Source organism: Salinivibrio sp. PR5 (assembly GCF_001996085.1).
Lineage (GTDB): Bacteria > Pseudomonadota > Gammaproteobacteria > Enterobacterales > Vibrionaceae > Salinivibrio > Salinivibrio proteolyticus.
The window spans coordinates 1-14038 of sequence record NZ_MUFK01000004.1 but is presented as its reverse complement, the minus strand read 5'-3'; the positions used below and the strand labels follow the sequence as shown (position 1 = coordinate 14038).

Annotated in this window: 11 protein-coding genes; 2 read left to right on the top strand and 9 right to left on the bottom strand. The window is 49.2% G+C overall.

Features of this window, described 5'->3' with window-relative positions:
• The first annotated feature begins 207 nt into the window (after positions 1-207).
• Both BZG82_RS02630 and BZG82_RS02625 read left to right on the top strand, forming a co-directional pair.
• Complete coding sequence (locus BZG82_RS02630; protein ID WP_077765105.1) at positions 208-1125, top strand: phytanoyl-CoA dioxygenase family protein; 918 nt, start codon at positions 208-210, stop codon at positions 1123-1125.
• A gap of 136 nt (positions 1126-1261) precedes the next feature.
• Positions 1262-2365 carry a glycerophosphodiester phosphodiesterase gene (locus BZG82_RS02625; RefSeq protein WP_077662575.1) on the top strand — a complete coding sequence of 368 codons (1104 nt, stop codon included), beginning with the start codon at positions 1262-1264 and terminating at the stop codon, positions 2363-2365.
• Positions 2366-2464: 99 nt separating this feature from the next.
• Here the strand turns inward: BZG82_RS02625 and BZG82_RS02620 are convergent, their stop codons facing one another.
• The 9 genes from BZG82_RS02620 to BZG82_RS02580 all read right to left on the bottom strand — a co-directional run bounded on the left by BZG82_RS02620 (position 2465) and on the right by BZG82_RS02580 (position 13699).
• Positions 2465-3781 (bottom strand): MATE family efflux transporter, encoded by a 1317-nt coding sequence (locus BZG82_RS02620; RefSeq protein ID WP_077765104.1) that lies wholly within the window; start codon positions 3779-3781, stop codon positions 2465-2467.
• A 113-nt stretch (positions 3782-3894) separates the two neighbouring features.
• Positions 3895-5994 carry a prolyl oligopeptidase family serine peptidase gene (locus BZG82_RS02615; RefSeq protein ID WP_077765103.1) on the bottom strand — a complete coding sequence of 700 codons (2100 nt, stop codon included), beginning with the start codon at positions 5992-5994 and terminating at the stop codon, positions 3895-3897.
• 109 nt (positions 5995-6103) lie between these two features.
• Positions 6104-7318 carry a tetratricopeptide repeat protein gene (locus BZG82_RS02610; protein WP_108742948.1) on the bottom strand — a complete coding sequence of 405 codons (1215 nt, stop codon included), beginning with the start codon at positions 7316-7318 and terminating at the stop codon, positions 6104-6106.
• A gap of 10 nt (positions 7319-7328) precedes the next feature.
• Positions 7329-7958, bottom strand: coding sequence for an energy transducer TonB (locus tag BZG82_RS02605; RefSeq protein ID WP_077479776.1), 630 nt, complete (start codon positions 7956-7958; stop codon positions 7329-7331).
• A gap of 3 nt (positions 7959-7961) precedes the next feature.
• On the bottom strand, positions 7962-8369 hold the full coding sequence (locus tag BZG82_RS02600) for an ExbD/TolR family protein (RefSeq protein ID WP_069588961.1): 408 nt from the start codon (positions 8367-8369) through the stop codon (positions 7962-7964).
• Between the two features lie 19 nt (positions 8370-8388).
• Positions 8389-8919 carry a MotA/TolQ/ExbB proton channel family protein gene (locus tag BZG82_RS02595; protein WP_069588959.1) on the bottom strand — a complete coding sequence of 177 codons (531 nt, stop codon included), beginning with the start codon at positions 8917-8919 and terminating at the stop codon, positions 8389-8391.
• A gap of 9 nt (positions 8920-8928) precedes the next feature.
• Positions 8929-10281, bottom strand: a complete 1353-nt coding sequence (locus BZG82_RS02590) for a MotA/TolQ/ExbB proton channel family protein (protein ID WP_069589053.1) — start codon at positions 10279-10281, stop codon at positions 8929-8931.
• A 2-nt stretch (positions 10282-10283) separates the two neighbouring features.
• Positions 10284-11045: a DUF3450 domain-containing protein gene (locus tag BZG82_RS02585; protein WP_077455043.1), complete on the bottom strand. Its 762-nt coding sequence runs from the start codon at positions 11043-11045 to the stop codon at positions 10284-10286.
• A 59-nt stretch (positions 11046-11104) separates the two neighbouring features.
• Entirely contained in the window at positions 11105-13699 is a 2595-nt protein-coding gene (locus BZG82_RS02580; RefSeq protein WP_077765101.1) for a TonB-dependent receptor plug domain-containing protein, read from the bottom strand.
• Positions 13700-14038: the final 339 nt, after the last annotated feature.

The window sequence follows — 14038 nt, the reverse complement described above, 5'->3', positions numbered from 1 at the left end:
AAATAAGGGGATACCTTTTTCGTGAACACGATGACAAAGGTTCACTCTCGCTTGCTAACCTGTTAGGCTGCTCCCGCAATTCGTTTCGGGGTTGATTTCTATCGAGTCGCCCCGATATGGAACTGTATTCCACTCAATGCCCGTTTGGGGCCCCAAAAAGAGAGAAGATATCACCAGAAAAAGAATGACATGAAGGAGGTGTCAATAATGGCAGCGATAGCCGATGTATATCCCTCACGCGTCAATGGTAAAGAAACGCTTTCCCCACGCTTAGATCCGGTTGTTTACGGCCGTGTGCAACCCAAGGTACCGCATAGCTTAAGCCAGCAAGAGCTGGATACGTTTGAGCGCCAAGGCTTTTTGGTGATGAATGACTATATGCCGGAAATGGTGGCACCACTTAAACGCGAGATTACCCGCCTACGTGATGATATGACCGGCCATGAAGAGCTATATACCGAGCCGGATAGCGACGAGCTGCGCACCATTTTTAAACCTTTTGCCTACAGTGACTTAATTGATCGCTTCTCGCGCGATCCGCGCATTCTCAATAAAGTACGACAAATTTTGGGCTCGGACGCGTATTTGATGCAATCACGCGTCAATATTAAACCAGCGTTTAAAGGTAAGTCGTTTCCTTGGCATTCTGACTTCGAGACTTGGCACGTTGAGGATGGAATGCCACGGATGCGAGCGGTTACCGTCTGGCTGATGCTCACGGATAACACCGAGCACAATGGGCCGTTGTACGTCATCCCTGGCTCGCATTATCACTATGTGTCTTGTGAAGGCAGTACCGGCGAGAAAAACTATCAGCAGTCGCTGAAAAAACAAATGCTGGGCGTGCCTAAACCAGAGACCATGGAGACGTTGCTCGATGATAATGGCGTTGCCTCCGTCACGGGTAAAGCTGGAACCTTGGTGTTCCATGACTGCAACTTAATGCACGGTTCACCTGATAATATCGCCAATGATCCACGCTCGATTTTAATGTTTGTTTATAACAGTGTGGAGAATAAACCGGTGACGCCATTTAGTGGTTTACCGCCACGCCCGCACTATCTCTCTAACCCAGACCAACGCCCATTGCAGGCGGTTGAGTCACTTTGGCCGCTGGCCTCTTAATCGTGCTAACGCCCACCTTTTTCGGTGGGCGTTTTGAGTTTGTTTTCTCTTTAAATCAGGCTTTTGCTATGCTGTCTCGATAATTGAACAAGCGTTTAATTATCTCGCCAATTTCAACGACATTAAGGAGTACCCGTTGAATATAACATCAAAAGCGACCCTGAGCTTGACCGTTGCCGCACTGAGTGTGGCCAGTGCCTTATCTTTCTCTTCTTCAGTTCAAGCCAGTGACAGTGCGCTTAGCGAAAAGCTTGGCATTGCCGATCACGCCGTTATTGCCCACCGTGGTGATTCCTACAACGCCCCCGAGTCCACGCTGCCCGCGTATCAGCTCGCGTGTGAAGTGGGTGCCGATTACCTCGAGCTTGATCTGCAGCGCACCAAAGACGGCAAATTGATTGCTGTGCATGACGATAACCTCAAGCGCAATACTAATATCGAGACGGTCTACCCTGAGCGCGCCGACGATCCGGTCAATACCTTTACATGGGCAGAGCTGGAAAAACTGGATGCGGGTAGCTGGTTTAATGAATCATACCCAGAGCGCGCGCGTGAAAGCTTCCGTGGCTTGAAGCTTGTTACTTTAGACCAAGTGCGTGAAATCGCTGAAGGCTGTGCGCATCAGCCCGGTCTGTATATCGAGACCAAGGTGCCGGAGTTCTTCCCAGGCATTGAGAAAGATTTGAAAGACGATTTGACCAAGCATGGCTGGCTAGATGACGATGCCAAGGGCAAAGTGATCCTACAAACTTTTAATAAATCGAGCCTTGAAACGCTGCAAAGTGTGATGCCAACCGTGCCAAAAATCTTGCTGCTTTGGGCGGGTGATGGCTACATTCCCACCAAGGACAGTGCGCCGAAAGCAGACGATGAGTCTTACGCCCAATACTATGCGCGCCAAGAAGTGGCTTCGAAAGAAGGCTACGCAGAATGGTTGGATTATGCCAAACAGCATGGCGCGATCGGTGTGGGTCCATCCACTATCCAAACGCAGCACGATGATGCATGGTCAAGCCAGTTTAGCTACATGGAGCTTGCAGCACCTTGGATGGTAGAGATGAGCCATGAGAAAGACTTGCTGATGCATGTTTACACCGTGGATCAAGCGGTAGACTTTGAGCGCTATCGTGACCGTGGTGTGGATGGCTTTTTCACCAACCGTCCTAACCTTGCGGTGAAAACGCTCTCTGGCGGTGAAGGCAAAGATATTCAAGCGACACTTGCCAAGCTGGGTTATTAGTCCCGCATGCGCTAAGCGCATTGTGCTTGTGAGCCCGCCCTGTTGTGGCGGGCTTTTTAGTGGTATCCAGTCGATGATAGCGGTGACTGTTGAGTCAGTTTAGAGGGATTCGCGCGCCATAAGCTTAGCCATTGCGCGTCGATACATACCATAAGCCACTGCGCCAGCGAGAATATTGCCGACTAAAGCGCCCACAAATAAGCCATATAACTCAGCCAGTTGTGCGCCCAACCATAAGCATGGCAAGAAAAATGCGAACAGACGAAGGGCGGAGATGGTCAAGGCAGTGTATGAACGGCCTAATGCATTAGTAATGGAGACCATCAACATGCATACGCCCAAAGCACCTAAGCTAAACGGCACTAAGGTCAGGTGCCAATGCAAAATGTCAGTCACTTGCTGATCGCTAGTCATGAGTTGGGCGAGTGGATCGGCGGCAAACCAGGTCACTACAGCGATCAGAAATTGAAAGCCTAAGACAAACTGACAGGCCAGTTTCACCAAATGACGGATCTCGGTGAGATCGCCTTTACCCAGTAGGCGACCCACCATAGGTGGCATCGACATGGTTAATGCAAGCACAGATACAATCGCAAAAAATTCAAAGCGAGATCCCACCGCCCATGCCGCAACTGCCTCAGGACCAAAGCCGGCGAGTAGCTTGGTTGCCACCATGGACGAGACGGGCGGTAGCAGCTGGCTTATCATCGCCGGCCCCATAATGTGGCCGATGGATTTGACGCTTTTGGCAATGTCTAAATCGTGCCACGCCATCGAGATCCAACCTTTGCGAATAACCCGTGGCGCGACAATGACCACACCGCTACCAAAAGCGATCAGGGTTGCGACGGCGGCGCCATTTATGCCCCAATCGAGCCAGAAAATGAACACAGGATCGAGGACCAAGTTTAACAGGCTAGTGACCACCATCATGGAGCCGGGCAGCAAGGTGTTTCCGTTGGCCCGCGCAATACTGTAAAAGAAATACAGCACCGCCCCCGCCCAAGCGCTGACCAGCCAAATAATCCAATAACTATCAATCACCGGAAACACGCTCTGAGGGGCATCGAGTAGCATTAATATCGGGTGACGTAGCGCATACAAAAGCAGGGCGAAACCCGCGACACCGAGGGTCCCTATCAGGAGAATTAAGCCGCCGAGTTGCTTGGCGTAATCGCATTTATCCGCGCCGAGAGCGCGTGAAATGACCGCGGTCGTGGCAATACCTAACCCGACCTGAATCCCGATAATGATCATTTGAATGGGCAAGGTAAAGCCTTGCGCAGCAAGGGGAAGCACCCCAAGTTGGCCGATAAATGCACTGTCGACTAACTGAAAACTCATCAGTGACAGCACCCCGAATAGCATGGGCAGGGTGGTAGAAAACAAGCGCTTCGCGCGAGAGACAGACTCCATCAGGCACTCTTTGGGTTAAAAGGGTAAAAAAAGCCGAGCATTTGCATGCTCGGCATAACCCAACCAATTGTAGAGGATTGCTGGAAATTACCAACCCTCTTCACGTAAGGGCATTAGTCGTTATCGGTGCGTAAAGCCAGCTGGCTTGCGAGATAGGTATAGGTTCTGGCATACATGGCAGCACGGGTCGCGTTGTTTGAGGCGCCCGCATGACCCCCTTCCATGTTTTCATAGTAAAGTACGTCGTGGCCCATCGCCTGCATTTTGGCCACCATTTTACGTGCGTGAGCAGGATGAACTCTGTCATCGCGGGTTGAGGTGGTGAATAGCACGCGAGGATAAGCGGTATCCTGACTGAGGTTGTGATAGGGCGAGTACGTTTTAAGATAGGCCCAATCTGCTTCGGTATCAGGGTTGCCATATTCCGCCATCCAACTGGCGCCTGCCAGTAGCTTATTAAAACGTTTCATGTCTAACAATGGCACCTGGCAAACCACGGCTTGATACAGCTCTGGACGACGTGTTACGGCAGCGCCGACCAGCAGGCCACCATTGCTACCGCCTTGAATACCAAGGTGGGCAGGTGTGGTGATTTTTTTGCCAATCACATCTTCTGCGACGGCCTCAAAATCTTGGTAGGCTTTATGTCTTTGATGTTTGAGTGCCGCAAGGTGCCAAGCAGGGCCATACTCTCCGCCACCACGAATGTTGGCGAGGACATAAACCCCACCTTTTTCTAGCCAGTTTTTACCAAGTAACGCGCTGTAGTGGGGCGTTAAGCTCACTTCAAAGCCACCGTATCCGTACAACAAGGTTGGATTTTTACCATCGCGTTTCAAGGCTTTAGAGGCCACTAAAAAGTAGGGGACTTGTGTGCCATCTTTAGAGGTCGCAAAGTGTTGCTCGACGACTAAATCATTAGCGTCAAACTTAGGTGGCGTTGACTTTAGACGTCGCGTCTCATGCGACTGAGCGTCTACCCGGTAGATAGAAGGTGGCGTCAAGAAGCTTGCCACGTCAACGAAAAAGTCATCATGTTCTGGCGAGGTGTTGAATACACGCATATGGGTGTTTTTTTCGAGCTCGACAGGCTTTTGTTGCCAATCCCCTTTGGCGTCTTTATGCAACACGCGAATACGTGAACTGACATCATTTAGCTCGCTGACAATGATATGGCGTGCCGTAAAGTCAACGGACTCGATACTGGTTTTGGTGTCGGGGACAAGAAATGCTTGATAGCGTGGCTGTTCTGTCGTTAGGTCAGTCAGCGCAGCGGAGAGGATGCTGCCCTGTCGGAAATGGGTGTCGCCTTGGTGCAAGTCTGACTTGAGCTGGAAGAACAAAGCGCCTTCAAAGTAGCCGAGGATCTCACTGTCAGCGGGCAGAGTCAGGGGGCGCAGGGTGTTTTTGTCGAGCCAGAATGTTTGTTGGCGATAAAAGGTTTCGCCTTCACGGACAAGTGTCATCCTTGAGTGGGCATCTCGCAATGTAAACATACCGACGGAGACGGAGCGAGGGTTCCCTTCATAAACCACAGGTGCGTCTTTGAGTGAGGTACCACGTTGCCATTTTTTGACCAGGCGTGGATAGCCTGAATCTGTCAGTGTTCCTTCACCAAAATCCGTTGCCACGAGTAAGTGATCATTATCCAACCAGGTAATGTCGCTTTTGGCTTCGCTGAGTGAAAAGCCATCGGCAATAAATTGTTTGGTGGTGAGGTCGAACTCGCGTTTAACCGTGGCGTCGGCGCCACCGCGCGAGAGTGCCACCATGCAGCGTTGGTAGGCAGGTGCATAGCAATCGACGCCCTTAAGTACCCAGTCTTCACCTTCTGCTTTGGCGAGTGCATCGACATCAATGACGGTTTCCCATTCAGGCTTTGCTTTGGCATAACTGTCGGGCGTGGTGCGTCGATAGATACCTTTGATATGGGTATCATCCTGCCAAAAGTTGTAATAGTAGTCGCCACGACGAGACGGATAGGCGAGACGGTCACTGGCATTTAATACATCAAGGCTATCTTGGTAGAAGGTCGGATAGCTTGGGTGGTGAGTAAGAATGTCGTTTGTTGAGGCATTCTGTTTTTTTACCCAAGTAAGGGCTTGCTCGCTCTCAACCTCTTCCAGCCATAAAAAGGGATCGGTGTGATCGGCGCCGTGTGCTGTGCCTAGAGTCATGGCTAACGCCGCGGCACTGAGTGCGGGAGTTTTCATTGTCGTTTTCCTTTTCCTTTTCAATAGGGGTCGTGCTCAGTCCATGAGGGTAAAAAAGCCGAGCAACAAAGAGGCTCGGCAAAAAAGAAAAGCAGTGTTGTTGCCATGGTTAGCTATTCGTTAAGAACGCTATCCAAGGGGAAGCCATGGGTTTAAGTTCGTTCGACTTCGCCGCTTGTTGCATGGCTTTAAGTGCAGCAGCGTTATTCTCCAACTCGAAGTAGGCCATCCCTTTTAAGTACTCCAGTTCAGCAGCAACATTGAAGGGAACGCCCTGTTTATCCGACGCAAAGTCAATAATGTTCTTGTACTGTTGGTCTTGGATCATTAAGCGAGCGATCTTGAGTTTGGTTTTCGGATCGGCGTCCAACGTATAAGCTGCACGATAACTGTTAATCGCTTTGGTAAGTTCTTTCGCTTGGTGCCAATACTGGCCGAGCTTGTCCAAGTGCTCACTGGTTTTTTCTACCGTGCCCTTTTCTATCTCCTTGGCCAATGTCGTGGCGGCGCGAAAAGGAATAGATTGATAGGCTAAAAAGTCAGTGAGCCTGAGAATTTCTTTTTCCTCATCGAGCAAGCCGAGCTTATAAGCGGACTCAAGCGCTGCCAGTGCTTTACCATCCTTTCCGCGCTCCATTTCTATTCCCGACAGTTGCTTCCAATACTGTTTTTTCTCTGGGAATAGCTCGGTCAACGTGGTCAGGACGTTGGCGGTGTTTGCTAAATCATTGGTTTGGTAATAGGCAGACATCAGCATCATATACCAAGACTCACTCGGCTTATCGCTGAGGGCGATGGCCTGCTTTATCTCGGGGATCGCTTGCTTAAACTGCTCTTGTTGGACATAGGCACTTGCCAATGTCATGTAACTCATGGCATCTGGCTTGTCCTCGCCTTCACTCAGTTGAATACGAAACCACTGCTTCATCAGCGAAATCGTGTTAGCAAATTTCTCCTGTACCATATAGAGCTGCGCCAGGCTGTATCTGACTTGCTGTGCGACAGCCACAGGCAAAGCATCAATCTTTAGCGCTTGTGCAAAGTATTCGGTCGCTTTCGGGTAGTTATCTTCAATTGAGTAAATATAACCAAGCTGCTGAAGCAGCACGGCTTGGTCATATTTCTTATTACCACTGCGATCGAGTGCACTCTCAAGCTCTGCCTTTGCATCTTGATAGGCTTCGTTAGCGATGTACTTTTGCACTTTATTGACGGTGCGATACGTCCGGTCCGATAGCTCCGGGTTATTGGCACCATAGGACACGCTTGAAAGGCTCAAAGCAAACAGCGCTAAAGCCAACATCCGTGTTAATGAGTTTTTCATGATGGCCGTCCTAGTTAATCGAAAACTCTATTTCTTGAGAAAGCCGAGCTTTGACGGGTTTGCCGTCTACAACCTTGGGCTTAAACCGCCATTGTTGCACCGTTTTTTGCGCGGCTCGTCGGAGTCCCATACGGCGCGGGTCTTCCTCAAGGACTTGAACGTCTTCCACGCCCCCTTGCTCATTGACGGTAAACTCAAGTAACACAATCCCTTTTTCTAACCCTGCTCGTGCCGCTTTGCGAGGCATTTGCGGTAAGAAGGTCGCCAAAGGAGTTGGTCCCTGATTACCGGCCATCCCGCCACCGCCTTGGCTGTAGTGACCCAGCACCGAACCGCCCGAAATGTTCACCGGCAAGTCCAGGTTAGGCATATCAAGCTTCACTTGATCCATCTGTGGCTTCACCGTAGATGTCACCTTCATTTCCGGTGGTGGTGGCGGCTTTTTCGGTGGCTTAGGCTTTGGAAGCTCACGCTTTCTTTCTTTGATCTTTTCATCAGGTTTGATGCGCACAAACTCGATAATTCGCTGAGTCTCGTCGCCAGTTAACTCATGGCGCTCTTTGTTGACGATTTTATCCATGCCCCAAAACAAACCCAGCGAGACGAATAATGCGAGCACAATCGACGCCAAATAACGCATACGCTAGTCCTTGCTTTTCGCTGCAATCGAGATGCTATCCACACCGGCCATTTTGATTTGGTCCATGACGTCAACAACAACACCCGCGCTTGCTTCTTGATCCGCTTGGATGACGACCGCGCCTTCTGGGCTTTCTGCACGCAAGCGCTCAATATTGGCACGCACTGCACCGACTTCAACACGGCGTTTATCAACCCAGACATCACCCGCAGGACCGACGGCAACCATGATGTTGCCTTTACTGACTGTCTGTGCGGTATTCGCACTGGGTCGATTGACGTCAATACCCGCTTCTTTGACGAACGAAGTGGTGACGATAAAAAAGATCAACATAATGAAGACGATATCCAACATGGGTGTCATGTCGATCGCCGCTTCATCATTCCCTTCATTGCTATAACGTCGTTTCATGTCGCTACCTTAAATCCTTTTACGAGGTGACATGCTTAAGCTTGTCTTCAAGCTTACGCGTTGATGTTTTGGCAAGATGATCCAAGCGTGTGCTGAAAAACAAACCGGACAAGGAGGCGACCATTCCCGCTAACGTCGGGATAGTGGCTTTAGAAATCCCTGAAGCCATCGCCCGAGGACTCCCTGTGCCTACCACCGCTAATGTATCGAACACATGGATCATACCCACAACCGTCCCTAACAAGCCCAATAAAGGGCACATTGCGATCAACACTTTGACGATGGGTAACCCGCGTTTATTTTCTATGTCACGGATTGAAACCAGCTCTTGCCGTATCATTCGCGCTGCCCAACTGCGATGCTCTGGGCGCTGTTGCCATTGGCTGACTACCGATTTTGCCGCACGAGGTGCTACAAAAATAAAGTAAAACCAACGCTCTAACAGCGCACACCACAGAAAGACACTGAGCACAAAGATGGCGACCAATACATCGCCACCCATGCCGAGAAAGTGTCGAATCGACGCTAACTCAGAGAGTATCCATTGCATGACATCTCCTTAGCTTTCCGCTGTATGAAGCTTTTCCTGATATCGTGCAATAAAGCCAGCGCTTTGTTCCTCGAGGGTTTGTACCAATCGACGCCCTTTACTGTGTACGAAGGTGTAGAGGAACAGCAACGGAATCGCGACGACCAGGCCAAGCATGGTAGTTACCAAGGCTTCTGAAATGCCGCCAGCCATTAGCTTGGGATCACCGGTACCAAACAAGGTAATCGCCTGGAAGGTGCCAATCATCCCCATGACCGTACCGAGCAGGCCGAGTAGCGGTGCTACCGATGCAAATAACTTGATTGAGCCAATAAAGCGTTCAATCTTAGGCGCATTGCGCATGATGATTTCATCCAGTTTCGCTTCCAAGTCTTCTAAGCTGGAGCCTTGGTGTTCTTTGTAGGCTTGGATGACTTCACCGAGTGGGTTGTCTTTCAAGACTGCGTCACTCTTCTTCTGTTTACGCATCTTGCTGCCAATTACGGATAAGCGTAGGTAGCACAACAGCGCGATGAGGACACCAACCGCACCCATGACAAGAATGATGTAACCTACCAAACCACCTTGGTCGATACGTTCTTGTACGTTAGGGCTTTGCACCAGTAGGGAAAGGATCACACCACGTGACGGATCAAGATAAAGTGGCGCGTAGGCACTGGATGCTGACTCAAATGCAGACACGTTCGACAAAATATTGCTAGCTGGCTGGCGGGCGAGTTCTTCAAATTTGCCGGTCTCAGGGACGTAAGTCAGGTATTTACCGTTGGCAATGGCGTTAAATTCACCAATGAGTGTGACTTCATCGCTCGCTTCGCTGCCCTCGCCATACACCACAGTTGCAGGAACCGTCGAGGTATCGCCCGATACGATCATCTGCTCCATCACCGTTTGCCAGAATTGCTCTAGCTCATTGATAGAGGGCAACTCTTTGCTCTCGGCAAGCTTGGTCAGCAGTGCATCACGGTTCGGGAATTGCACAGCGTTTTGCGAGGCATGGAAGATACCTTTAAATTCACCAGAGAATTGACGAACCACGCCAAACATTTCACCTAGTGAGCCAGAACGCTGACGTAAGGTATCTGCCAATTCCGCCAGTTTCTGATCGTTCGCATCGAATGTGGCTTTAAGTTGCTCGCCGCGTTGGGTCTCGAAAGCCAATTGCTGTTTGGCTTCAGCGAGGAGTGCCGCTTGGTTTTCTTTATCTGCCAAAAACGCCGCTTCACGCTCTCGGTTTTGCTGTGACTCGGTCACACGGTCGTTCTTCACTTGGTTGAGAAGCTCATCCAAAGTGTTGGCATGTACACTGCTTAACGATAAAGATAGGGCAGTGATACCGGTTAGAAGATACTTGATTCCCTTCATCATTACTTCTCCCCTGTAAAGACAGGTAGCTCAATCAGTGCAGGTGGTGCTTGTTTCTTCGCGATACGCAGACCTTGCTCAACCGCATCACGATAACCTTCAGGAAGTGATTCCCATTGGTTGGTTTGCTTGTTCCACATACCCGTTTCTGCGCCATCAGGTGACTGATAGAACAGCGCTGTCCGCCCTACACGAAGAAAGTCATAGGTTTTGACATCGCCGTCACGTTCCATGCTGGCTTTGTAGGCTTCAATGTTACGAGAGAAGCCTTCTTCGATTTGGTAGGCTTCAAGCACGCGACGGAATTTTTCTGATGTGGTGACATCGGCGCGATCCATCATTTCGCGAAGGCTGGCAATGCGTTTTTCGCGTTCGTTGAGCTGAAACGGTAAATCGAGTTGCACGAATTGATCGAGCGAATCAATCATTTTGAGTGTCAGCGGAACAATTTCCATCGCGGTCTGATCAATCTGGTTAATTTGCTTTTCCAGTGACGCCACTTCACTATTTTGCGAACTCACCATACGATCAAGCTGGTTATTATAAATACGCATACTGTCAAGCTGGCGTAAAACCGCTTTATATTCCGCGAGCATGCCATCGGTTTGTTCGCTGTATTGATCAATTTTTTGTTGCGATGCTTGTCCTGCGTTATTTTTACTTTCTACCGCCGACACAACGTCATTAGTAGAAGTAGCCATCGCAAACGAGCTGGTCAGCAACAGAGAACTGAGAATGGCGTTATTTAATCCCTTACGTACCATATCCGTTACCTGTTAAATTGCAGAGAAATAAGGCGCGGCGAAACCGCGCCAGGTTTGAGTTAGAAATCTTGAGAATATTTAAAGAAGAAAACACGGCCTTGAATGCTGTATAAATCTTCGTTGTAGGTGGCACCATCACTCTCAAATGAAGGATCCTCATCGGTTAGATTACGCACGCCTGCAGAGAGTCTTCCATCCCAAGGGGCTTGATAGGTATAAGCGATATTCCACGTAGTTTGGCTGGCGATGTGCCCAGTCTTGTTGTAATCCTTGTCTATATCTTGAGCTTGGCTGTCGATATAATCTGCGGATAAATAGATATCGTGAGTATCGATGTAGTTAAATCCAATACCCGTTTGGAAACGATATTTTGGTAGTCCATTGCGGCCCACTTGGTTATTAACCGGACCATTAACGAACTCAGGCTCGCTATAGTCAAGCACATAGGTACCACTGAAATCGTAACGAATACTACCGATATTTAGGTCATGCGCGTAGTTTGCTTTAAGATCGATACCAGATGTATCTAGCGTACCCAAGTTAACCCACTCCGCGTTGGCACTGACAATACGGCCACCTTCACGTGTGATATTTGGATTCGCGACACCCGTTGAACGCTCTTGATCAATCATGGACTGCAGAGTGTTTAATACAATAGTGTCCTCAATAGAGATATTGTAATAATCAGCAACTAAATCAAGATTTTCTATCGGGCTGTAACTTACGCCAAAGTTGAATGAAACAGACTGTTCGGCGTCAAGATCTTTATTAGACTTGCGAACTACGTCATATTGGCGCTCAGGACATTTACTCTCAGGAGTACCATCATTCGTACATTTAGTATAGTCTTTAGCCCAGTCACTCGATTGAGCGTCCGCTGCGTATAAGTCTGCTAAAGTAGGCGCTCTAAAGCCCATTCCTGCGCCTGCACGGAACATTAGGTTGTCCCTAGGCTGATAACGGAATGAAATTTTAGGTGATATTTCGCTACCAAAATCGCTATAGTCATCGTAGCGGGCTGCGAGGTTCATCTCTAAATCTTCAGTGAGATATAACACAGACTCTGCAAACAATGCGAAAGTCTCACGATCGCCGGCGGCTGAGTTACCTGCACTACCAATAATATTGCCAGATTCACTCTGTGAATCATAAGTATCCGAGTAATCATAGGTGCTAAATTCAGAGCCAAGGTAGAGTGGAACGTTGATATCGCCGATTTCAGCAATATTAAACTGCAATCCTCCCGAGACTTGGTGCATTTCCATTTCGGTATTACGAGAAGTGGGTGCAGCTATGGTTGAAGTCGCACTGTCCGAGAACTCCCCGCCAATAAACTCACCAGAGTTTGCCAGCTGCTCTGCATTGCTTTTGAACACGTAACCAGAGCCAGCTTCGCTGCTTTTTGCGTAGTTGGTATGATAACCTGTCTCCCAGATAACCTCGCCGAATGTATCCGTATTAAAATAACCATCCAATGCGAAATTAAGATCCGCTTGGAAATCAGTGACGGTATTATCTCGAGTGCCGACTTTATCAAAACGGTAATAGACAGTAGCAGGTCCCTGATTAGGATCGAGGCCATTTTCAGTAAAGAATTGTGCGCCACCAGTTGTGGTCGGGTCTATTGAAAATGTCCCTGCTGCAGGCGCAAAACGACCGAAGCTTTCGTTACGGTTAATCAATAGTTGAGATGTAAAGGTTGTGGCATCAGTTAAGGCTAAGTCGCCATTCACAAACAGCGTGTTCCGCTCAAGAGACGCTGTTTGTGCTGCTGTCGTTGTGTAATCATAACCACACACGGTGCCCAAGCCTGGATAGACGGCTTCACCGACAAATCCGTTGTTACACTTACCGCCACTGACACTACCCGCAAGAGGCTGGATTGTTCCGTTGTGGAATACATTGCGCCCATAAACACTTACGCCTCTTATGTCATCAAAGTTTGATGCACTAGTGTTTTGTGATTTTAAGTAATCTCGATCGCGCTGGTAGATTTCGTCTTTGCTGTCATGTTCAAACGTGAACATTAGGTTACCTCTATCCCCCGAGGTTCCTCCGGAAATAGAGACGTTTTTCTCGTCCCCCCCTTCTCGGTCAGGAATTCCGCCCCCGAAAGTGACATTAAGCCCTTCCATGTTGTCTTTTAGGATGATATTGACTACACCGGCGACAGCATCAGAGCCGTAAACCGCTGAGCCGCCATCGGCCATGATTTCAATACGCTCCACAGAGGCGGCAGGAATCGCGTTGATATTGGCAGGGCCGCCCCCCATCGCAGCGGAGCCAGGCAGGCGTTTACCGTTAACGAGAACCAGTGTACGACTACCACCCAGGCCTCTTAGTGACATTGTCGCTTGGCTTTGCGCGCTTGTACCTGAACTTTCGCTTAGTGAGCCGAAAGAGTTATAGCTTGATTTGCGCAGAACATCTGCGATGGATACATCACCCGCTCGTGCAATTTCGGCCTCACCTATTACGGCGACTGGCGTACTGCCCTCCATGGAGGCGCGAGTAATACGCGAACCCGTCACTTTCAGCTTCTGTAGTTCTTGCGCTTGTTCTTGAGACTCGTCCGCGATAGCGGTTGAGGCGAATGTAAGTGATCCCACTGCGAGACCAATGGCAACAGACAGTGCCGTTGTTCTTGTCTTCATCCTTGATTGCTCCCTGTCATTTGACTACTTCTTCAGCGCGTATCTTCAGTACAGCTCTTATCCCTGAGCGCGCATGACAGCCAGATATACCGAATGTTTCGTCTAGGCGTCAAACAAGTGACAGCGACACTCTCTATTTGCGCTTTCATGGTTTTGTCCGCTTATTTTGGTGGTTTATTTTGATTTTTGGCGATCAACTATGTCTATATGACTGGCTTTTTGTTTTTTGTTGGAGAATTGTTTCATTATGGGCGGGATGAGCGTGCTTGGTTGTGTGATGAGTGGATATGCTGGAGATGAATGAATTTAAAGAATATACAACTATTTAACATTCTAGGG

What these genes read in the sequence shown, in the direction of transcription:
- BZG82_RS02595 (WP_069588959.1), bottom strand. Translation starts at nt 8,919, where the DNA reads ATGCAATGGATACTCTCTGAGTTAGCGTCGATTCGACACTTTCTCGGC.
- BZG82_RS02615 (WP_077765103.1), bottom strand. Translation starts at nt 5,994, where the DNA reads ATGAAAACTCCCGCACTCAGTGCCGCGGCGTTAGCCATGACTCTAGGC.
- BZG82_RS02620 (WP_077765104.1), bottom strand. Translation starts at nt 3,781, where the DNA reads ATGGAGTCTGTCTCTCGCGCGAAGCGCTTGTTTTCTACCACCCTGCCC.
- BZG82_RS02600 (WP_069588961.1), bottom strand. Translation starts at nt 8,369, where the DNA reads ATGAAACGACGTTATAGCAATGAAGGGAATGATGAAGCGGCGATCGAC.
- BZG82_RS02585 (WP_077455043.1), bottom strand. Translation starts at nt 11,045, where the DNA reads ATGGTACGTAAGGGATTAAATAACGCCATTCTCAGTTCTCTGTTGCTG.
- BZG82_RS02590 (WP_069589053.1), bottom strand. Translation starts at nt 10,281, where the DNA reads ATGAAGGGAATCAAGTATCTTCTAACCGGTATCACTGCCCTATCTTTA.
- BZG82_RS02605 (WP_077479776.1), bottom strand. Translation starts at nt 7,958, where the DNA reads ATGCGTTATTTGGCGTCGATTGTGCTCGCATTATTCGTCTCGCTGGGT.
- BZG82_RS02610 (WP_108742948.1), bottom strand. Translation starts at nt 7,318, where the DNA reads ATGAAAAACTCATTAACACGGATGTTGGCTTTAGCGCTGTTTGCTTTG.
- BZG82_RS02630 (WP_077765105.1), top strand. Translation starts at nt 208, where the DNA reads ATGGCAGCGATAGCCGATGTATATCCCTCACGCGTCAATGGTAAAGAA.
- BZG82_RS02580 (WP_077765101.1), bottom strand. Translation starts at nt 13,699, where the DNA reads ATGAAGACAAGAACAACGGCACTGTCTGTTGCCATTGGTCTCGCAGTG.